General features: G+C 42.6%; 8 protein-coding genes. 1 reads left to right on the top strand and 7 read right to left on the bottom strand.

The features are described 5' to 3' along the window. Positions 1-462: 462 nt before the first annotated feature. Positions 463-12,783, top strand: a complete 12,321-nt coding sequence (locus tag AACZ88_RS14595; protein ID WP_339711664.1) for a T9SS type B sorting domain-containing protein — start codon at positions 463-465, stop codon at positions 12,781-12,783. Between the two features lie 83 nt (positions 12,784-12,866). Here AACZ88_RS14595 and AACZ88_RS14590 read toward each other — a convergent pair whose 3' ends face one another. The 7 genes from AACZ88_RS14590 to AACZ88_RS14560 form a co-directional block, all read right to left on the bottom strand. Continuing rightward, positions 12,867-14,012, bottom strand: a complete 1,146-nt coding sequence (locus tag AACZ88_RS14590; protein ID WP_339711662.1) for an alpha-hydroxy acid oxidase — start codon at positions 14,010-14,012, stop codon at positions 12,867-12,869. A gap of 78 nt (positions 14,013-14,090) precedes the next feature. After that, on the bottom strand, positions 14,091-14,948 hold the full coding sequence (locus AACZ88_RS14585; protein ID WP_339711660.1) for a fumarylacetoacetate hydrolase family protein: 858 nt from the start codon (positions 14,946-14,948) through the stop codon (positions 14,091-14,093). A gap of 10 nt (positions 14,949-14,958) precedes the next feature. Beyond that, complete coding sequence (locus AACZ88_RS14580) at positions 14,959-15,732, bottom strand: SDR family oxidoreductase (RefSeq protein ID WP_339711658.1); 774 nt, start codon at positions 15,730-15,732, stop codon at positions 14,959-14,961. Positions 15,733-15,739: 7 nt separating this feature from the next. Continuing rightward, positions 15,740-17,065 carry an L-fuconate dehydratase gene (locus AACZ88_RS14575; RefSeq protein WP_339711656.1) on the bottom strand — a complete coding sequence of 442 codons (1,326 nt, stop codon included), beginning with the start codon at positions 17,063-17,065 and terminating at the stop codon, positions 15,740-15,742. 273 nt (positions 17,066-17,338) lie between these two features. Beyond that, entirely contained in the window at positions 17,339-19,180 is a 1,842-nt protein-coding gene (locus AACZ88_RS14570; protein ID WP_339711654.1) for an arylsulfatase, read from the bottom strand. A 104-nt stretch (positions 19,181-19,284) separates the two neighbouring features. Then, positions 19,285-20,790, bottom strand: coding sequence for a RagB/SusD family nutrient uptake outer membrane protein (locus tag AACZ88_RS14565; protein WP_339711652.1), 1,506 nt, complete (start codon positions 20,788-20,790; stop codon positions 19,285-19,287). Between the two features lie 17 nt (positions 20,791-20,807). Then, complete coding sequence (locus tag AACZ88_RS14560; protein WP_339711650.1) at positions 20,808-23,951, bottom strand: TonB-dependent receptor; 3,144 nt, start codon at positions 23,949-23,951, stop codon at positions 20,808-20,810. Positions 23,952-24,077: the final 126 nt, after the last annotated feature.

The following is a 24,077-nucleotide window of genomic DNA, read 5'->3' as shown; positions in this document are numbered from 1 at the left end:
ACCAAGAATACCCTAACCAAGATTGTTACTCAACGGCTATTTTTTTTGGCAACGATACCAAAGTAATCTACTAAGGGGTAATTATTTCAGATCCCATCACTAAATCACAGTGGGTTTTAAGCATATTGCTGCAGAAAGCTACCAGATCAAATTCAAGTTGATTTCTTTATAAAAAGAAGCTTCACAAGAAATGGGAAGCTTTACATTTTAAGCTCTGTGCAGATCTTTTAGTTGGCCCAATTACAGTTTTTTTTAAAAATTCTATGCCGACTGCTTTATGAAATATTCAAATTAACAGAAAGCTTTCTTCAAGCCAGAAGACCACGGTTAATTTTCCAAAAATACATTATCACCAATATTACAAACAGTTCCGATGGTTTTACAACAAATTGTTGTACACCGTTTGCTGTTATACTTTTTTTGATGTTGGGTTAAAAAATTTTCTTTTTAAAAGCCATCCAAATGAACCAAAAATTACTTTTTTTTCTTCTTGCCATTGGATTCAGTTTCTCAGTAAAAGCACAGTTAAGTAATCTGCATTACTTACCTCCTTTGAAGCAAGGTCAAAATAATCAGGCTATTCAACAACAGGCGGTTTATCTTTCTACGCCGGAGCCTACTACTTTTACTGTAAATGTCTATCGCGGAACCAACAATACACCTATTGCAACATTTTCCATTTCCAACGTGAGTCCAGCGGTATACAACACTCTAGGCAATGGTGACAACAATATTACGCTAGTCAACAACGCAAACACCGGGGTCGTCTTAACCAATAGCGGACTTCGATTTGAATCGCCGAGTGGAAATCGTTTTTATGTAAACTACCGAGGTTATTCGGCCTCACAGGCAGCATCACTTACATCAAAAGGTAGGGTTGCCATGGGTACCCGCTTTAAATGGGGCGGGGTGCCAAACTTAGGTTCCCACTCCTCAAAATCAAATACCTTGGGCATCATGGCGACCGAAGACAATACTACGGTAAATCTTTTTGGCTATGATCCTGATTGTGAGTTCAGGGTTGGAAACAATGTTGCAGGCATTACCTCAAATACGCACCAAATTACGCTTAATGCCAATGAATCATTTGTTTATGAAACCTATGTCGGCAACTCTCCCACTGCCGCACATAGAGACGGTTGGATAGGCGCATCTATAGTTTCCGATAAGAATATTGTCATAAGCAACGGTTCTATGAACTTTGGCCGACAAGAAAATAATAGCAACCGCGATGCAGGTATCGATCAACCAGTACCCGAAAACAGATTAGGAAAAGAATATGTATTTGTAAGGGGCAACGGTTCAACCAACGGCACTACAGAATTTCCATTATTAATTGCCATAGCCGACAATACGCAAATTTTCGTTAACGGTTCCGCTTCTCCAATAGCAACAATAAACAATGGTGAATATTTTGAAGTACCCAGTAATTATTATTCCTCCAACACGGTCGGGGCAAATATGTTCGTACAGACCTCAAAAGATGTATACGCCTATCAATGTATGGCCGGCGCCAGTCAAGTATATACCCAGGGACTTAACTTTGTAGCTCCGGTTAACTGTTTGTTACCAGACGTGATGGACAATATTCCCGACATCAGAAATATGGCAGGCACATTGGTCAGTGGTGGTGTAACTATAACGGCCGCAACCAATACACCAGATGCAAATATCGTGGTTACTGATGGTAATGGTACCGTCGCATTGCCGCCAGCCGTTCCAGTGGCCGGTTCGACCGATTGGAAGACTTTTTTTATCCCCAACCTCAATGGTAATGTAAGTGTGCAATCTACAGGGCCCATTGCCGTAGGTTTCTTTGGATATAACGGGGCTAGGGGTGTTGCAGGATATTTCTCCGGTTTCGATACCGTTCCTGAGGTTAACTTAGAAATTAGAGGTGGCAGCGGTTGCTTTGTGGGATCTTCAATCTTTGAGGCTACCGGTAATTTTGACGCCTACCAATGGTTTGGCGATGGAGTGCTAATCCCCGGAGCCAACGGCCCAAGCTACACCCCATCTACTGCCGGCGATTATTATGTAAGAGGAACCAAAGGGCCATGTACTTACGATTCACAGCCTATTTCTGCATATTATTGTGATCCAGATATTGTTGTAAATAAAACAGTAGATAAGTCTGAAATCATGGAAGGCGAAAATGCTACTTTTACTATCAAGGTAAGAAATTTAGGCGTCGGACCTTTGACGAATCTCCAGGTTACCGATAATATCCCTACCGGACTCACATTGGAATCCGCATTTACCATTACCGGAAATTGGAGCGGAAATACTTGGAACATTGGCACCCTTAATGGCGGCGAAAGCGCTGTTTTAGAACTTGAAGTCAAAGCCGATGAGATAAGCACCCTTCCGTTGCTTAGCTTGACCAATACTGCTACCCACACTCAAGATCAGGTCGACACTAATATTACCGAAGATAGTCCCTCTGCCCGAATAACGATTCATAATGACTTTGACAATGACGGTGTAAACGACATAACAGATCTAGACGATGACAATGATGGCATTTTAGATGAAGATGAATGCAACAATTTGGTATTCAATATTTCTGGGGGAAATACCTTCAATAGTACTTTGACCAGTATAGACAACTATTTGGTATTGGACATTTTTAGTTTGGACAACTCTTTTAACCTTGAAGTAAATGGTGTCGACGTCGCAGGAGAAATACAGTTTCAAGACGTGCCAGGAAATTTTGCAACTTTCTCAGATGGATTTGGGTATGGCGAAAATGGGAACGCACAGATTTATTCGCTGACCGGCTCCCATGGGAGTCCGTTACTTAGAGTGGTGATAGATGAACTCGGAGAATTCGAGCTTTTTGGTGCACGTACTTCCAATGGACCGTTGGAACCCATGGTTCTGGACAATGTGGCCAATACTATTACTTGGAGTCCGTCAGGCAACAATACCATTTCAATAAACCAAGAAATTACCGGGCCTACTAATATGAGCGGCATTTTATTAACAGCGGGCTGTGACACAGATAACGATGGCTTTCCCGATCAACTAGACCTAGACAGCGATGGCGACGGCTGTACCGATGCCAATGAATATTATAAAGACAACGATGCCGATGGCGGTGATGGTGGCGAATATGGTGCCGGTGTTCCCGCAGTCGACCCTAACACAGGAATGGTATTGGCAGCATCTTATAACCAAGTATTCGCCCCAGAAATATTACTCGGCAATACCACTGAAAATTTGGGCGGTATTGATATCAACGGTCAAGACGTAAGTTTAGGGCAAACCATACAATATGTCTTACGCTTTCAAAATACGGGAGACGACGACGCCCGAAACTACACCATCAAGAATATATTACCTGATAATGTCACATTGGACAATGTAGATGTATCGGATGCTTTGAACACTACCTATAATCATGATATAGCAACAAACACCATAGATTTTTCGGTGCCGGATGATTTAGTGGAAGTGGGCCGCCCAGAGTACACCATCAGAATAAAGGTAACAATTGCCGCTAATTGCTCTGATTTTATAGCCGCCTGTTCCTCCCAATTGGAAAACAGGGCCTATTCGACCTATCAGGGTACCATAAACACGTCGACCTTTACCGATGAAAATGGCAACAACCCAATATCGGCTTGCGCTAGTGCTCCTGAAGTAGCGAGTAACTCGATTTTCAATGATCTATCAAATTGCAATCAAGCCAGAAATGTTCTCCTATGTGGTGATAGTGTTATTCTCGCCGCAGGCGAAGGCTTCGCTACCTATAACTGGGTAGCAGACACAAACGGAAATGGTCAAGTAGACAGCGGTGACACCGTTTTGAGCGATGGCGACCCCGACAACAATCCAAGTACCTTGGTAGTTACGGTTATCGGGCAATATATCGTAGAAAAATCTTCGAACGGTGCCTGCCCCGATATGGTAGAGCGTATTAGCGTGGAGCGTTTTGGCGCAACCCAGACCAATCCTATTGAAGATTACTTTAATCAGGTAAATTCAGATAATAATCCTGATAACGACTTGCAAGGTGAAATCGTCGAGTGCACGAATGATAGGGATATACTCCCCAAAATATTCTTATGTGGTGCTAATGATGAGGCCACGATCCAATTGGGAATCACCGATGCACAAAGTATCACATGGCAAAAGCTTGATGAAGGTAGTTGTTCCGCAAACGGAGACGATTGTGCCAACAAAAGCAGCAACTGTACTTGGAGTACAGTTGACGATCAAGACAACTTTACAATAACGGATAGCGGTGAGTATCGTGTCGTAATTGCATATCAAAATGGCTGTTCGAGTCGCTTCTATTTCAACGTATTTAAAAACAATCTTGACCCAACGTTCACTTCCTCGGATATCCTATGCAACACACCAGGGAATATCAGGGTCACCAACGTGGGTTCGGGATATGGCTTCCAATTGGTAGACGTTAACAATAATAATATCGTTGTTCCATTCTCGGCTAACAACGGGCCAAATTTTGACATTGCCAATAGCGGTACTTACAAAGTTCAGGTTACTCAATTGAATCCTTCCGATAATACGCCATTAACAGGTGGTTGTGTATTTGAAACAGAAGATATTGGTATTTTAGAACGTGATTTTGAAGTGCAGCTGAGTACTACCCCGGCTGATTGCAACCAACTCGGAACCATAGCGATACAAGCGCTGAATGTGTTGCCCAACTACAACTATGAACTTCGTTTGGATGATGGTAGCAATAGTGGTCAAGGTAGCTTGGTGAGCAATCAAACTACAACTGCAGATAACACCCATACCTTTTCAGGCGTTAATCCTGGCAACTACATTGTCACTACCAGAACAGATGATGGCTGTCTAGATACCAAACAGATTACGGTAGACCGCATTGCCGAACTAACGCTAAGTGCTTCGGTAACCAATAATATCACCTGTACATCAGGTGTTATAACCCTAACACCTAATGGTGGTTTGCCCGACCCTAATTACGAAATGGCGATTTGGAGCAAAGATGGAGTACCTTTATACAGCGACCCTTCCGATATTCCGGCATCAGCTATTCAAACGGCTTCCAGTTTTCTCTTCGGCCACAGAGGCAACCCCAGTACTTATTTTCCAAACGAAAACGGTGATTACACATTTATTGTAATGGACGGCAATGATTGTCATAAAATTTCCAATACCGTTCGAATAGAAGACCTCGGCAGCCTTTCGGTCAGTGCCTCACATTCACAGATTACGTGTGCCGACTCGGCAACGTCTACTTTGACCGTATCGGTTACTGGGGGAACTGCACCTTACCAATACAGTTTAGATGGTGGAACCACCTATCAAAACTCAACCAATTTCTTAAATCTAGCGGCGGGCCATTACGAAATTACCGTTAAAGACTCTAGTGGAAGTGGCAGCAACACCTGTACGGAAACTATTACCCATGAAATTGACCAACCTTTCCGTTTAACGGCATCTCCTTCAATAGTTGAACATGCCTCATGTAATACGAGTGGAGCTTTGGTGAAAATACTTAACCCGAATGGTGGTCAAGCACCTTATGAATTTAGCTTTGACGGAGGAAGCTCCTTCAGCGCAACTGATGCGGTAAGATTGTTACCGGGTTCTTATCAATTGGTTCTAAAGGATGCCTTGGATTGCACCTATAATATGGATATTACGGTTCCAAACGCCGTGACCGACCCTTCTTTTACGGAGGTTGTGACCTATGACTGTGACGGATTGGGCACTATCACCATAACACCATCCAACACAACAGATTTCACCTATACCTATAGCTTGAACAGTTCGTTGAACGCACCTGCCGACAGCAACACCTTTACTTCCGTGGCGACAGGCACACAAACGGTAACTGTAGGTTATTCAAGCAACATTGCACCAGGCCAAAGTACATTGTTCTTTGAAGATTTTGGATCCGGACCCACCACCCAAATTGGGGAAATTGGTCCTGGTTATTGTTACGAACCCCAAAACGGCAGTACAACGGATTGCAATCTTGGTCCTGCCGGTATTTTGGTAAATGGAGAATACACGGTAACCAATTTTGTCACTAATCCTGTTACCGCATGGAGAAGCCCCAATGACCACACAGGTTTAACCGAGGGACGTTTCTTGGCAGTTGACGTCAGTACACTGGCGGGTGAAAAAGGAATTCTTTGGGCACGCCGAGGATTAGAAGTTCTTCCCAACCAAGACATCACACTTTCTTTATGGGCGTATAACCTGATGCAAACTTCGGCCAATGGTAACAATCCGGAAATATTAGTGGAACTTCTAGATGCATCCGGCACAGTACTTCACAGCATACCTACGCCTGAAATACCTAAAAATGGTGATGCAGATGATTGGCACAACCGACAAGTCATTTTGAATCCAGGAGCAAATACGACCGTAGACATTGTTTTGCGCAGTAATTTGGATAGTGATTTTGGAAACGATTTGATTATCGATGACATTCAAGCTTCACAGCAACCCGAAGTATGCGAAAAAACCACGGATATAACTGTAGTAGTTCAAACAGGCCAAGCTTTTGAGGCCGCATTACTCAACACCATAGACCCAAGTTGCAATGGCAGTTCCGACGGAGCCATCCGTTTTGAAGTGGCTAATTTTGACTCGACCACGGGATTTGAATATTCGACCGACGGCGGTCTCAACTGGACGGCCTCAATGACCTCCCCCGTGACCACAAGCGCCACCTTGGCCGATGGATCTTATACGGTAGACGTTCGTAAGGTTGCCGATAATTCATGTATTACAGATTTTTCAGCAACTATAACAAACCCTACGCCAATAATCCCACAATTGAATCAAATTGCAGATTACACTTGTTTCAACACAGGCGGAACCTTAGAGGCCTCCGCCACCGGCGGCAACCCTGCATACACCTATCAATTAGAAGATACGGCAGGGATAGTTATCGCTTCCTATCAAACTAACAATCAATTTCCCAATGTACCGGATGGCAGTTACGTAGTTAGGGTTCGAGACCAAAACAATTGTGAAGTAGTTTCTACAACTGCCGTAACCATAGCTCCTCCAGCGGATATTGATTTTGATTTGAGTGCTACGGCCTGTTATGACGGGCAGAACAATGCTAGCCTCACCGCTGCGGTAACTAATGGTAATGGGGGATATAGCTTTAGAATTGATGGCGGGGCATGGATGACCCCTACCCCATCAACCGTGACTTCGTATACCTTTAACGGACTTTCCAATGGTTCTTACGATATCGAGGTGACCGACTCTTATGGCTGTATTTCTTCTATAAAATCAATATCCATATCACCGATTTTATTGGCTCAAATTGATGTAGTCGATGTCAGTTCCTGTGCAGATGGCAGTATTACGGCATCAGCCACAGGAGGTGATGGGAACTACTTCTACGCCTTTCTACCAACGGGCAGTGCGGTTCAAGACAGTGATTTTGATGCTTCGAATAGCATTACCGTAACCAATGCGACCGCGGGTGATTTTGATGTATATGTACGGGATAATAACGCGACAACACCTTATTGCCAATATTTGGAAACAGTTACCGTAAGAAACACTCCTGCACTTGCTTTTACAGCGCTTCCTACCGATGCCATCTGTTTTGGCGGCCAAGGTAGTATTGACGTGAATATTACTTCGGGGCTTTCTCCATACACCTATGAAATCAGAGATATAGATAATGGCACCTCAGATGCCTTACAAACAGGGGTTATTGGTACTACAAGAACCTATTATAACCTCGCACCAGGCGATTATGACATCATAATAACCGATGCAACCGGATGTTCCGATTCTGTAACAGGAATTACCATAAACGAACCTGAGGAGTTGACTGCAACAGTTACAGGCATAACACCTGCCAATTGTACCGGAGACATCAATGATTTCGGATTCGGTTTCAGTGCTTACCCAACAACTTTAGGAACCATAGAGTTCAGTGCCGATGGAGGTACTACATGGATTGGAGACAATAGTGTCCCGGGTACTTCCGATCAATTAAAAGGATATTTGTCAGGAGATACCGTTTATCCATCCATGAGAACAATAGATGGTTCAAACAACACGGTTTGTCAAACAGATTTGGACCCATTCATTATACCTTACCCTTTAGATGATCTGGATATCACCATTCTTCCCATAGTAGTTAATTGTAATGAATTGCAAGTAACGGTACGTGGTCAAAATGGAACTAGTCCTTATTTATATACCTATACGGATGACCCCGCCAATTTTGACCCAATTACTCCAGCCAATGGTTGGGTTGGCCCTTTTGCCGCAGGTGTTACACATACATTTACCGGTTTGATTCCAGGTAGAACATACGCTTTTTATGTTCGCGATTCTTCCTCACCTGCCCCAGGTTGTGTCAGACAAAGCAGCGTAAACGTAAATGATGTGGTTACGAACCCCATGGAAATAACCGCTACTTACGAACCCTCCTGCAGTGGCGCTAACAATGGCGAGATTACCTACAACATCACGGATACCGACGGTTCTACGGAGCTAAAAATGAACTGGACCCTGTACGATATTGATGGAAACACGATTACTTCAAGTGGAGGTGATATCGACTATGCAAGTTCAATTAAAATTGAAAATTTGGCACCGAACGAATATTATATAGTAGTACAACAGGTCAATACTGGAGGAACGCCACAATGTTTCAGTGCCAGCGAAAACTTGCTTCTAGAAGGATTGGCGCCGATTACGGCCAGCTTGAACTCTTTACAAGATATTAGCTGTGAGAATCCTGGGCTAATTTCAGTTGACAATTTGACCGGCGGCGGTGGCACTTATACTTTTACGGTAACCGGACCAGCGCCATTTACTACTATTACAGCTACCTCGGACAACCCTTTGGAAATTCCTTCGAATTCTCCTTCGGGAAAATATTTTGTAGAAATCAGTGATCAGTTTGGTTGTATATCTCCCCTATTGGACATTGATATGAGCTTAACGGCCAATCCTGTCATTTCAGGAATAACTATCGACAATTGTAGTTCAGCGGCCACAGTAAATATTTCAGCAGCACCCGTGTCGCCCTCCATGGTCTATTCGTTGGATGGCGGAACCACTTATATCAATAACGGTGGTGTTTTCACTAATGTCGCACCCGGACCTTACACGGTTTTTGTAAAAGACGGTAACGGTTGCACCGATTCTGAAGCGATAACCGTACATCCTAGTTTACAAGCTACGGCTTCACTTACAAGAAGTTTGGGTTGTGGGGCTGGTCATGAAGCTCAACTGACCATGGAAGTATCCTCTGGCTCTGCGAATTACGAATATCAAATAACCAATACCTCTGGCACAGTCGTGGCAAGAGAAGCAATGACTTCGAACCCATTAACGGTTTTGGTAACAGCAGCCGATACCTACAACATTACTATATACGATGCAGGCACGACTTCGCCCGAATGTAGTCGTAACTTTAGTATTGAAGTACCCGCTGCGGTTTTACCCGATTTTACTCCAAATGTGACCGATGTTACTTGTTTTGGCGGTAGTGATGGAGCAATTGCGCTTACCCAAGTAAACAATGGTAATAATCCATTAAGTTTTAGCCTAAGTCCTAACCATGGAAACTTCAATACCGCCACCAACACCTATGAAAACCTTCCTATGGGAACGTACCAGGTAACAGCCTCGGGGCCTAACGGGTGTACTACAATATTGAATGGTATAAATGTAGATCAGCCCAACGAGATTACTTTTGATCTGCCTACCGTAACACCCTTCGGCTGCAGTAGCGGTGATGTTATGAACAATGCCGAAATCACCATTGACCTCAGCAGTATTGCCGAAGGTTCGGGCACTTACATCCGCTATGAATTCATAGATAATGGCAGCGGTTCCGTTCTACAGAATGGCTCTCAAAATAGTTATACCTTTACCGACACCTCTGGTGGCGATGTCGTTGTTCGCGTTTTTGACGACAATGGCTGTCTGGGTGAAAGAATGGTAATCGTACCGCCTTATGATGAATTGGGCACACCCACCTTAACTATTGATGATCCAATTTCCTGTAGTAATGCCGGCGAGGATATCTCAATAGACATTGCGAGTACCGTAACCAATTACAGCGCTAATCCGTCAAATTATGAATTTAAGAAATTGCCTTCCGGCAGTTTCCAACCATCCAATGAATTTCTTGACTTACAACCAGGCAACTATACCTTTGTTATAAAGAACAAAAACACAGGTTGCGAAGTCAATTTATCACACTCCGTAGCCGAACCGAATACCTTCGATGTGGCCGTAAACAAACTCTCTGATGCCGTATGCTTTGGTGATAACGGCAGTATTACCCTCAGCATATCGGATGCCACTTATTCCGGAGGTTTCACATGGCGTATTTTCGAAACCAATGGAACACCTGCGGATCGCTCCGATGATGGTGCCGAAATAATATCAGGCACTTCTGTCAACCTAGGTCCAACGGCACCCATCAATATTCCTGCTGGAAATTATTTGGCCGAGGTCGTGCAAGCTGCCTTTCCTGATTGTACTCAAGTAAGGTCGTTCAGTATAAGTACCCCTCCAGCGGCAATCACCCTAGACACCATTGATCTAACCGATGTGGGTTGTAGCAATGATCAAGGTAGCGCAGCTATAAAACCCTTAGGCGGAGTGGCACCGTATGACATTGTAGTAACAAATACTACTTCGAGTACTGCGCACAATGCCACACAAGTAAATTCGAATTTGTTCCAAAGCTTAACCGCTGGTATGTATACCGTTAGTGTCACCGATGCTTTAGGGTGTATGCAGACCTTCTCCAATGCTTTCGAACTTTTGACACCCGACCCCATTTCTGGAACAGTGACAGCAACAGATTTGGTATGTCAGGGAGATACCGATGCCTCATTATCTATTGCCCTGAACGCTAGAAATGTAAGTAGTAATTATCGTTATCTATTACACAGATACACCGATAATGCAGGCAGCACGCTACTCGAAAGTTCCGCGAGTCAGGTTACCAATACCTTCAACAATTTGGGTGCAGGATTTTATAGGGTCGAAGTTTTTGATGATATGGGGTGTACTTTTATATCTCCAACAACAGAAATTGTAGATCCGATAACGGTACATTCTCAATTGATTACCCTACAGGCGATGAGTTGTCAAAATGGTGCTACATTAGAGTTAACGGCCCAAGGAGGTACCGGACCATATACCTGGAGCATTAATGGCTCCACCCCGAACCCAATGAATAATGCCAATGGGGCCGGAACCCATGTATTTCAAAATGTAGGTGCCGGCACCTACGAGTATTATGTTAGCGATAGCTTTAATTGTATTTCTATGCTATCCAATACGGTTAGAATCGAACCAATTGAAGATTTAACCGTCACCCTTGATACAACAGCGGCCTTTATCAATTGCAATGGCGAAAGTTCAGCCTTAATCAATGCCGACGCTGATGGAGGTTTAGGTAATTATCGCTACGGACTATATGCCGATACCGGGTTGAGTATTGAGATACGTCCGTATCAAAACTCTGGTCTTTTCGATAATTTAGCACAAGGCAATTACTATGTAAGCGTGATAAGTGAAGATTGTCAGGTGACTTCCGAAGTAATAAACATTACCCAACCTGATCCACTCTCGATTGAAACAACGATTACAGACATTCAATGTCACGGCGAAGAGAATGGAAGCATTGTTATCGATGTAACCGGTGGTACCGGCTTGTACCAATATGCCATTTCACCAAATTTAAATCAATTTGATGATGACAATAGTTTCGAAGATCTTTCCCTTGGTGACTACAGTGTAATTGTACAAGATAGCAATGGTTGTTTCGAACTGATTGAATTTACGGTTAGCGAACCTGATTTATTGGAAATGGAGACCAGTTCAACTCCTGAAATCTGTGCAGGAGACCGAGATGGATCTATAACTATAAATGTTACCGGTGGTACGGCCCCATACAGCACCGCATTAAATTCTAACCAAGATGCCGATTTTGTCGAAGGCAGACTAAATATCGAAAATTTGGCCGGGGGTACATATATTGTATTTGTTAAGGATGCCAATGGGTGTACAACGAATGAAACCATTACTGTAGAAGGCGGAGCCAACCTCAATGCCATGGCAGAGGTCATTTACGAATGTACAGGTGATACGCCAAACAACAGTATCAATCTCATTTTAGAAGATGAAACCGTTACTCCTGATCTCATGTATGCATTAGACTCTTCGGATCCTAATGATTTTGTACTAGAGGCCAATTTTACCAATTTGGCGGCAGGTACCCACTTTATTACTATCGCCCATGCCAATGGATGTATCAATACGGTCGATTTTGAAGTGGAAGGGTTTGAGCCTTTGGTCTTGACCCTTGAACAACGTAACCTCAATGAGATTACAGCTATCGCAACTGGCGGAAAAGAACGGTATACCTTCTATTTTGATGATTACGATAACGGTGACTCCAATACTTTTTATATTAGAAGAACGGACACTTACACGGTTAGGGTCGTTGATGAAAATGGATGTGAGGCCATAGCAACCATCTTCATTGAATTTATAGATATCGATATTCCGAATTTCTTTACGCCTGATGGTGATGGAAAAAATGATCTTTGGATACCAAGAAATATAACTCAATTTCCAGATATATGGATCAATGTATTTGATCGATATGGCCGTCAAGTCTTTCGATTGATCGACAGTCCGAATGGATGGGACGGATTCTATCAGGAGCACACGCTCCCGACAGGAGATTACTGGTATATCATAAAATTAAACGGAGAAAACGATACCCGTGAATTTATAGGGCACTTTACGCTTTACAGATAAAACTTAACCCAAAACAACACCCCATAATTAATTGAAAAAAGGCCCTAATTAAGAGGGCCTTTTTCGATAGATTAACTGTCTTTTTATATCAGATGGTTGGGGAAATCTTTTACTTCTTCACAACAAATCTGCTCCATAACCTGTTGCAATTCTCTTTTTAGGAGTGAAATTGTGTGGTCTCCGCCCTTTTCACCTAGAGCCGCAACACCGTACATAAACGACCTTCCCATAAAAGTGAATTTGGCCCCGCTGGCCAAAGTTCTCGCTACATCAGGACCAGAACGTAAACCACTGTCCATCATTACAGTCATTTTATCTCCATATGTTTGGGCTATTCTACTTAGGGGTTTTATGGTTGATTCTCCTGCGTCCAATTGGCGACCTCCATGGTTTGATACGATAATACCGTCCAACCCAAGTTTAACCGCCTTTTCCGCATCCGCTTCGTTGGCAACTCCTTTGAGTACCAACTTGCCCTTCCACATATCACGTATCGGCTTAATTTTTTCCTCATTTAAACGCCCTGAAAAGGTATCGTCCATGAATTTCCCCAATTGCCGTAAATCTAAATTTTTCGGCATATAAGGTTTCAATGTCGCAAAATTTGGTTGTCCATGAATAAGCGTTTTTAGGGCCCATTCCGGTTTCCCTAAAATCTGTACTATATTCTTGACCGACATTTTTGGGGGCATGGCCAAACCGTTCCTAATATCCCTAGGCCTAAAGCCAAAGGTGGGCACATCACAAAGAATAACCAACACTGGGCATTCTGCCGATGCCGCCCGGTTGATAATATCGTCACGTAATCTATTCTCGGTCGGGTGGTACAATTGAAACCAAGCCTGGCCCTCGGTTATTTCTGCAATTCGCTCGATACTACTGGTAGTTACCGTACTGAGCACAAAAGGAACATTGTGATCAAAAGCCGCTTTTGCCAATATTTCCGGTGCGTTGGGCCACATTAGCCCCTGCAGGCCGACTGGGGCAATACCAAAGGGTGCATCGTACGTATGCCCGAACAATTCCGTTTTCATGTTTGAGCCGGTATGTTTGCTCAAGTAATAGGGTAAGAGCTCTACATCCCGTATTTCGGCTGTATTCTTATGTAAATTTACATCTTCGTTACAACCCCCATCTAAATACTCAAAAGCGAATTTTGGAATTTTTCTTTGTGCTTTTTGACGTAAATCGGTAACAGACGGGTATTTATCGTTAATCTTCAAGTTCATTATACTTTATTTTTGATTGCACTCCGCATACTGATAAGTACAATAATCACCCTTCCCTCAACTTTAAAATATATATCTCTATGCTTTGTATGCCTTAGCTTCTTGTCGTGAGGATCCCAAGCCTTCGATACCCAATTCTACGACATCACCTGCTTTCAAGTATTTTGGCGGATTAAACCCTAACCCCACTCCAAAAGGTGTTCCGGTAGAAATAATATCACCCGGCAACAGGGTCATAAACTGACTAATGTAACTTACAACTTCTTGAACATTAAAAATGAAATCGGAAGTCGAACTATGCTGTACGGTCTCTCCGTTCAATTTTAACCAGAGGTCTAAAGCATTGGGGTCATTAATTTCGTCGGCAGTGGCAATAAACGGGCCTATCGGGGCGAAAGTATCACAACCCTTACCCTTACACCACTGACCTTCCTTTTCAATTTGAAAAGCTCGCTCACTATAATCATTATGCAAGACATAACCTGCAATATGATCATAAGCATCAGCTTCGGTAACATAGGATGCTTTTTTACCAATAACTATGGCAAGTTCTACTTCCCAGTCAGTTTTTTCACTTCCTTTCGGAATAATCAAATCGTCATTCGGGCCTACTATCGCCGAGGTCGCCTTGAAAAACAAAACGGGTTCTTTTGGTATGGCCATCCCACTTTCTGCTGCATGTTGGGCATAGTTTAGGCCGACACATACAATTTTTGAAGGACGAGTCAAAGGCGAACCTAGTCGAACGTCTCCAGAAACTACCGGACAATTTCTCTCGTTCTTTTCCAACCAAGCACTTAACCTTTCAATTCCGTCGGTTCCAAAAAATTCTTCGTTGTAATCTGTTATAAATTCAGAAACATCCAACCGTGTACCATCTTCAAGTTGTACTCCTGGTTTTTCTTCTCCTATACTTCCAAATCGTATTAGTTTCATCGTAATTGTTTTATCCGTTTAGTTTAATAAATCCGCCATCAATAGGAAAATCGGTTCCCGTAACAAAAGATGCTTCGTCAGAAGCGAGATAAAGTGCAAGATTTGCAATTTCCTCAGGCTTGCCCATACGACCAATAGGTTGGGTTTTCGACAGTTTTTCCAACATCTCCTTTTCTTGTCCCGGATAATTTTTACTTATAAACCCATCGACAAACGGGGTATGTACCCTCCCTGGTGAAATGCTGTTGCACCGTATTCCGTAATCCAAATAATCTTTGGCCACAGAATAGGTCATTGTCAATACCGCTCCCTTAGTCATTGAATAAGCGAACCGATCATTTATTCCAACCGATGAGGCAATAGAGGCCATATTGATTATAACCCCTCCTTTCTCTTTCATTGAAGCGATGCAAGCTCGCATACAATTGTACACTCCTTTCACATTCACTTCGTATAATCGATCCAAATCTGCAACTTCGGTCTGCTCTAAATTACCAATATGCGCAATTCCCGCATTATTGACCAAAATATCAATAGCTTTATTGGCCGAAATAGATTCAACTGCCTTTTTGACCTCATCTTCATTGGCTACATTGCAATCATAAGCCTGTGCTTTCCCACCATTGGTCACGATAGCATCAATAGTATCTTTAGCATTGATCGCCTTTAGTTCAAGAATGTGAACCGTAGCCCCATGTTCGGCCAACGCAATACAAATAGCCTTTCCTATGCCGCTACCTCCTCCGGTAACTACGGCCGATTTATTATTTAAGTTGAATTTCATTTGCTGTTTATTTATTTAACGCCAATTCTTCTTTCCAAAAACTACCGTTAGGAAAACTGTATTCCTCTATCGATTCCGGTTTCATGGTAATACTGTAACCTGCCATGCTTGGTGGCATATATGCGCCGTTTTTTATCACCACGGGGTCAAAAAAATGTTCGTGCAAATGATCTACATATTCTATAATTCGATTCTCTAAAGAACCACTAATCGCTATATAATCGATCATCGATAAGTGCTGTACGTATTCACAAAGTCCGACACCACCGGCATGTGGACAAACCGGAATCTTAAATTTCGCAGCCATCAACAGAATGGCCAATATCTCATTCACGCCCCCGACCCTACAACTATCAATTTGACAAATACCAATGGCATCGGCCTGCATCAATTGCTTGAACACGACTCTATTTTGACAATGCTCGCCAGTGGCCACTTTAATTGGGGCAACAGCCTTCGCTATTTTGGCATGGCCCAAAACATCATCAGGACTCGTTGGTTCCTCGATCCAGTAGGGGTCAAATTTTTTGAGTTCGGCCATATTTTCAATGGCTTCGTCTACATCCCATTTTTGATTGGCATCCATCATCAAGCGTAAGTCTGGACCTATTTCTTCGCGAATAATAGCCGCTCGACGCATATCATCTTGCAAGTCTGAACCTACTTTAATCTTCATATGGTCAAAGCCAGCCGCTTTCGCCTCTTGACAAAGTCTTCGCATTTTATCATCGGAATAACCCAGCCAACCTGCTGAAGTCGTATACGCAGGATATCCGTCTTGCTTCAATTTATTAATTCGCTCTTGCTTTGAGCCGGCTTTTTCCTTTAACATTTTCAAGGCTTCCTCGGGAGTTATAGCATCGGTAATGTAGGTAAAATCGACACAACGCACCAACGCTTCGGGGGTCATATCAGCCAATAACTGCCACAACGGTTTACCCTCCACTTTAGCATACAAGTCCCAAACTGCATTAACCACTGCCCCTGTTGCCAAATGAATAACACCCTTTTCAGGGCCCAACCAACGCAACTGACTATCACCCGTAATCATTTTCCAAAAATCACCCATGTTATCCGTAAAACTTTTCAAGGTCTTACCTATAACCAAAGGCGCTAAAGAATTAATAGCGGCAGCGCATAACTCGTTGCCCCTACCAATGGTAAAAGTGAGGCCGTGACCTTCCACTCCATTTTCAGCATCGGTCTTAAGAATTACGTAGGCCGCAGAATAATCGGGATCGGGATTCATGGCATCGGAACCATCAAGCGATTTACTGGTAGGAAAACGAACGTCTTTGATGATAACATCCGTTATTGTTATTTTATTTGACATAACTTCTATTTTAATAATACAAAATTAAGAACTCCATTTTTTCAAAACTACCTAATAAAACACCTAAATCAATACTATTTTTGCCGTACCTACTTTTTTAAGCGATTTATAATTGATAATTCATCAAAATTAAAAGCGATAAGATGAGTAACAAGTACGATTCATCGGTAATATTCCAACAAAATTCCAATACCCCTGGAACCAAACATTTTAGGTAGTGAACTTTTTTTGGCCCAAGGGGTATTTGGAAATTTTATTGATCAAAACAAAAGACTACAACTTTTCTATATAAACATAATAAGCTGGGTGCACCCTTTTATCTTTGTCAATCAATTGGGCCTCCATGTTGTATTTTCCCGCTGAAATATCAGCAGTAAACGACACTTCTTTTTGTCCTTTTTCGATTTTTTGGGATTTTTCCAAATCGGCCACAAAGATATACGCACTCTCAAAATCAGATTTTACACTAGCCGGCATAAAGCGGTCTAATTCCACTCTTTTTTCTTGGGCAGGAAAAGTCTCATTTATACCCAGGCCACTTTCACGGGGAAATCGGCATAGACTTATCTTGTACGATCCATCTTCCACAAACTCAATTTTCCAGCTTCCTGTAGCTTGAACAGCGCTAGCCGCGCCATATTGGTGCCACATATGCGTAAATTTCCCGGTCAACATATCATGGGCCGATATACGACTGGGGTTTTCTTGTGGCGTGCCAACCTTAATATAAGCATAGCGTTCGTTTACACCTTCATCCTTTATCGATTGCCACCATTTTTCATAACCCAGTGCCAACTTTTCAACTACTTCCGGATGCTGGTCATAGACATTTGTGGTCTGACTACGGTCTTTGTTCATGTCATAGAGTTCCGACCCGTTTACCAGACGCCAATTGTCATCCATTACGGAATACTTTCTGTATTTCACCAAATTTTGCAAGCGCTGCGTATCCATATATAATGTTCTATTGGGCCACGCCTCGGAAGTATCATAAAGCAAAGGTTTCAGACTTTTACCATCCAATGGTTTTACTGGATTAAAATCCAAGTCTAAAACATCTACAAAAGTCGGCAACAGATCATAATGTGCAACCAATTTATCGATATCCTTACCCCCCGTAAGTTCGCCGTCGGGCCACCGAATTAAAAACGGTACGCGATGACCACCCTCGTATTCACTCCCTTTAGCGCCCCTCAAACCGGCATCATAAATTCTATTCCCCCCTGCTGTTCCATTGTCGGTCGTAAAGATTAGAATGGTATTGTCGGCAATATCCAATTCCGCCAACTTTTCTTCCAATAACTTAAAATTATCGTCGATATTAGTTATCATTCCATAAAACCGTTGGAACCTTTCCTCCAAACCTTTTACGCCTTTGTACATATTCAAATACTTTTCCGGTACGTTTAAAGGACCATGCGGAGCGTTGGTAGCGATGTAACAGAAAAAAGGATTGTCTTTATTCGTTTCTATGAAATCCATGGCTTCCGAAAAGAAAACATCCGTACAGTACCCTTCATATTTTTCTGTTTCCCCATTATGCCAATAGGTGTCATCAAAATAATCATTGCCCCAATAATCCGGACCTTGGGTAATGCCACCTCCCCCATGACGTACTACTTCATGAAAACCTCGATCTTCAGGACGGTAGGGATAATTATCCCCTAAATGCCATTTACCGAACATACCGTTGGTATAACCGTTTTGAGCAAAAATTTGAGGAAGAATCACCTCATCTTCAAAAAGTAGGGAGCGACCCGCAATAGTATGAAATACATTTAAACGATTGGTATGCCTCCCGGTCATAATAGCTCCCCTACTCGGCGCACAGGTCGTAGACACGTGATAATTGGTCAGCCGTACTGCATCTTTATAGAAGTTATCGATATTCGGAGTTTTTATGTACGGGTTTCCATAGCATCCTAGATCCCCCATACCTTGGTCATCGGTAATCACAACAATAACATTCGGTTTTTTCTTGGATGGAGTTTGGGCTTGAACAACGGTCGATAAGGCTCCGATTACAATCATCAAAACTGAAAGGCATTTAGCTGCAAGGCTTCGACTATATGCCCTGGAAAAGGGCGATTTTCTTCTAAATAATATCTGCATCATTTTTAGTTTTTTATTTTAACGTAATCTATTATTCTTTCTATTGGCAATCAAGCATTTGATGAAAATTATCTTTATAAGTCACAGAAAGCATGTAAAAAGCCATATTAGTATCCTGCATTTTGAACGAGATTCTCATTGTTCCGCAATTCATCCGTAGGAATTGGGAAGAGTAGTTCCCGTTCGGTCAGTTGAGGACCGTAAACAAATTCATGACCCACAAAATTTTCAAAACTACCAGTTGAGACATTAAATGCCTTCCTGAGGCGTACCATATCAAACCATGTTACATTCTCATAACTTAGCTCATGCCATTTCTCCTTCCAAACGGCTTCCCGAAATTGTTCTTTGCTTAAGCCTGATAATTCTGGAAGTTCAGCTCTGCCCCTGATCCCATTTACGGCGGCATACGTTTCGGTAGTCGGGCCTGACACTTCGTTCGCCGCCTCTGCATAAATCAATAGTACTTCTGCATATCGAATCAAGTCCCAGTTCAAATCACTACTAGCCGTTTCAAGGTTCGCCGTTATATCGAAATGCTTGTATAGAAAATGTCCGCCTAGAACAATAGTTTCGTCCCTGTCGAACTTTGAGGTATAGGTTGTATAATAAAACTCTTTTTCCTCAGCTCTTTTATCACCTTCATCATAAGAATTAACGAATTCTTGATTGGCATAAATAGCTCCTGTCTGAGCCGAATAAGCGGAGATATTCATGTTATACGGAATAATCAACGGCTGCCAATCAGATGGATCGACAAAAGCCTCGTACTGAACCATAAAAATATTCTCACCGATATTGTTTTTAGCAGGATCATGTAGGTCGGCATACTCGGGAAACAGGCTATACGCTTCCGAATCGATTACTTCTTTAGCTTTTTCCGCAGCTTTTTGATAATATTCAGCTCCCATTTGCAACGGATTCCCGGCCATGGTAAGATACACACTTGACAATAACGATTTGACCGCACCCAAGGTCACTCTACCCGAGGTATCATTAAAAGGCAGGCCAGAGGTCTCGGCGCCGGTTAAATCTTCGACGATTTGCGTATAAATGTTCTCCACTGTTTCTTGGGAAGCATACAAGTTTTCGGAACTTAAATCTATAGGGTCTGTAATCAATGGAACCATCCCAAAAATTCTAACCAAGTTATAATAGTAGTAGGCCCTTAAAAATTTCGCTTCGCCCAACAACTTGCCTTTCTGGTCTTCATCCATGGCAATATCCGGAATATTCGCAATGGCCAAATTTGCATTGGCGATCCCTTGATAACTGCTATCCCAGTAGCTCTTACCATAAGCATTATCAGAGGTATTTGTTAAATTTCGAATGATATTGCTATTATCGGCTTGACCTAAATCGCTATCGGCAAGTCCGGTTGCAAATTCCAACATCAACCACGGGCTGCCCCCATAGGCACCCCCACGTACAGACCTAAGGTCTGAATAAATAGAATAAATTGCGGTTTCGGCATGTTCTGCAGTCTTAAAGTAACTGTCAGCAGTTATATTGGAAGGATCGGTTTCTTCGAGAAAATCGGAACACCCGATTCCTAAGAAGAGCAAAGACCCCATTAACAATACTTGGATTCTAGTTTTTATCGTATTTTTCATGTTTGTCATTTTTTGAATTAAAACGTAGCATTCAACCCGATCATAAATACTCTGGGTTTTGGATATTGGTCAAAATTTACCTCTCCTTGGCCAAAAGTCGTATCACTAGTCTGAACTTCGGGGTCGTACCCCTGATATTTCGTACTTATGAAGAAGTTTTGCGCCGAAGTGTAAATCTTCAATCTGCTCAACCTTAATTTTTCGGCTATGTCTGACGAGAAATTATAGCTTAATAAAAGATTTCTGCCCCTAATAAAAGAACCATCTTGAATCATGTGCGAAGTATCTAGATTATCATATCCTGCAGATACAGGTCGCCACTGTGCTATTGGCGTATCTTGGTTTTCCCGCGTCCATCCATTCAAAACGGTGGACAAGCTGTTCGCTATACCCTGACGATTTTCTTGCGGACGTGTTGTAATGTACATGATGTCGTTACCGTATTGAAACTGTAAATCGACCAATAATTCAAAATTTTTATAGCGGAACGTATTTATCAAACTACCATAGCCATCAGGTATTCCCTTACCAATAATCGTTCTATCGGCCTGATTGATTACCCCATCATTATTGCGATCCTCTATTTTAACATCTCCGGGCAACCTAAAATACGTTGCTGCCTCATCAGCCTCATCAGACCCCCATGTTCCCAGATTGACCAAACCGAAAAACGAACCGACCGGTTCTCCTTCACGGATTATCGTTCGGCTCGAAAAAATATCACTTCCTCCCGAAAGTGCTACTACCTCATTCTTGTTCATGGCAATGTTAAAATCGGTTTCCCAAGAAAAATCGGTATTGAGTATATTCTTGGTGTTTAAGGAGAATTCAAGTCCCTTATTTTCCATGCTTCCGATATTTCGGAATACCGAAGCATAACCACTACTGGTCGGTACCGGTGAATTCAAAAGCATGTCATCTGTCAATTTGCGATAAACATCCGCCTCTAAAGAAATCCTTCCATTGAACAAACCAATTTCGACACCCATATCGACTTGCTTTGTTTTTTCCCATTTTAAGTTAGGGTTGGCCAATCGGTCAATACCAATACCGTTTACAATAACATCATTTACGACATATGCATAATTACCGAGGCCAGATAAAGCTCCGTATGCCGGTATTTCAGAGTTCCCGGTCACGCCATAACTCGTTCGTAATTTGAGGTTGGAGATAAAAGAAGAATCTTTTAAGAAATTTTCTTCGGAAACCTTCCAAGCCAAAGCAGCCGAAGGAAAGAACGCGTACCTGTTCGTATCACCAAATTTCGATGACCCATCGACACGCCCGGTAACCGTTAAGAGGTATTTATTCATTAATCCATAATTGATCCTGCCGAAATACGAATTCAGACCGTAAGCAAAGGCATTGGAGCTTGGGGTTCTGACCACAGACCCGGCACCGAGGTTATCGAAGCCGAAGAAATCATCGGAAAAGTTTTCTGAACCTGCGCTAAAACCCGTATTGTCAATATGTTGCCATGAAATACCCAAGAGTCCGGTAATCGAATGTATTTCCGCAATATCCTTGGTATAGGTCAAATAATTCTCAAATTGCCATGAAGTATATTCATTTGATGCCCTTGTAGCATATCCGTTCGTATTCGTACCAATAAAACTAAGCTCACGCCCAGCATATTCATCGGTTTTTTGCTCCACGTTATTAACACCAATGGAAGTTCTTAAATCAAGACCTTTGGCCAAGGTGACATTGGCAAAAATGTTACCTAGAATGGTATTGGTTCGTAAATAACGTTTATACTCTTCGGCCACCCGCACCGGGTTAGGGCCTCCTTCCATACCAGGGTAATCGGCATTGCTGGCCCAACTTCCATCAGGATATTTGACGGGAATAATGGGGATATTCTCTATCATATTCCTTCCCACCCAAGAAGCATGAATCACCCTTTCTTTTTGATTGTTATAGCTAAGGCTACCCCCTACCTTTAGCCAATCCCTTATATTTGAGTCGAAGACAAATCGTCCGGAATAGCGTTTTAACCAAGAATCTTTCATTATACCTTCTTCGTTCATGTAGCCCAAAAAAGCTCCATAACTACCTTTCTCATTGCCTCCGGTAAATGATAGTTGATGGTTTTGAGTGAAAGCCGCTCGGGTCACTTCATCTTGCCAGTCGGTATCATAAATCGGGTTTCCATTGGCATCGAATAATCTCGGGTCATTTCTCTTTAAGGCAGGATCGGTATACTTGCCATTGGCGAAGCCCACTGCATCATATTTTTCGGCATTCTGATAGGCGACCTCCTCTATCATCAAAAATTGTTCGGAGTTCAATACACCCACTTTTTTCGAAAGGTTTCCTAAGCTATAATAGCTATCATAGCTTATTCTTCCCCCGGTATGGTTTCCTCTCTTGGTTGTGACTAAAATAACCCCATTAGCTCCCCTAGATCCATAAATTGCAGTGGCCGAGGCATCTTTAAGCACCTCGATTGATGCAATATCGTTGGGATTGATATAATCGATGGGAGTACTATTGTTCGCTAGACCGGTCGATACTAAAATAACCCCATCGACCACATACAAAGGGTCATTCGATAGACTGACGGACGAATTTCCCCGAATTCTGATATTCGATTTCCCTCCTGGTCTACCTGAATTTATGGATACACTAACACCCGGCATCTTCCCAGATAGCGATTGGGTAAGGGAAGCCGCAGGCCGCTCTTGCAACTCGTCAGCCGAAACAGAACCAACTGCGCCGGTCAGATCGCTTTTCTTTTGCGTACCATACCCAATTACGACCACCTCATCTAAACTTGCCGCATCTTCTTCCAAGGTTATATTGATACTGTTCGACTGGCCAACCGATACCGACTGTGTTTTCATTCCTATATATGAAAAAACCAGTACATCACCAGTACTGGCGGCAATGGCATATTTTCCATCAAAGTCAGTTTGTGTACCTGTAGTTGTCCCTTCAATTAGCACATTTACCCCTGCCAATGGCACACCTGAATTATCTAAAACGGTACCTGTAATTTGCTGTTGCACAACCTCAAAATCATGCCCCAAGGGAAGGGGAATCGTCCCGGCATAGACTTGCGGAATAAATATAGGTAAAAGGAATGCCCACAGGTAGCCCTTTAAAAGTTCCTTCGAGGCAACCTCAAAGGAATAAATTCTAGTTTTCCGTTTTTTCATTTTCTTTCAGTTTTTATTTGGTTAAATTAAAATTGAGTTCTCGCACTGCCATTCGTATTCGTACTTCAGCCATAGCTGTTCTTTCTTGGTTCGTTGACCCTAAATTGACCAAGACGATGGCCACAA

Source organism: uncultured Kriegella sp., assembly GCF_963975415.1.
GTDB lineage: Bacteria > Bacteroidota > Bacteroidia > Flavobacteriales > Flavobacteriaceae > Kriegella.
Note: the sequence above shows the minus strand (reverse complement) of the source record. Positions and strands in the feature narration are given on the sequence as shown.

What these genes read in the sequence shown, in the direction of transcription:
- AACZ88_RS14595 (WP_339711664.1), top strand. Translation starts at nt 463, where the DNA reads ATGAACCAAAAATTACTTTTTTTTCTTCTTGCCATTGGATTCAGTTTC.
- AACZ88_RS14590 (WP_339711662.1), bottom strand. Translation starts at nt 14,012, where the DNA reads ATGAACTTGAAGATTAACGATAAATACCCGTCTGTTACCGATTTACGT.
- AACZ88_RS14585 (WP_339711660.1), bottom strand. Translation starts at nt 14,948, where the DNA reads ATGAAACTAATACGATTTGGAAGTATAGGAGAAGAAAAACCAGGAGTA.
- AACZ88_RS14580 (WP_339711658.1), bottom strand. Translation starts at nt 15,732, where the DNA reads ATGAAATTCAACTTAAATAATAAATCGGCCGTAGTTACCGGAGGAGGT.
- AACZ88_RS14575 (WP_339711656.1), bottom strand. Translation starts at nt 17,065, where the DNA reads ATGTCAAATAAAATAACAATAACGGATGTTATCATCAAAGACGTTCGT.
- AACZ88_RS14570 (WP_339711654.1), bottom strand. Translation starts at nt 19,180, where the DNA reads ATGATGCAGATATTATTTAGAAGAAAATCGCCCTTTTCCAGGGCATAT.
- AACZ88_RS14565 (WP_339711652.1), bottom strand. Translation starts at nt 20,790, where the DNA reads ATGAAAAATACGATAAAAACTAGAATCCAAGTATTGTTAATGGGGTCT.
- AACZ88_RS14560 (WP_339711650.1), bottom strand. Translation starts at nt 23,951, where the DNA reads ATGAAAAAACGGAAAACTAGAATTTATTCCTTTGAGGTTGCCTCGAAG.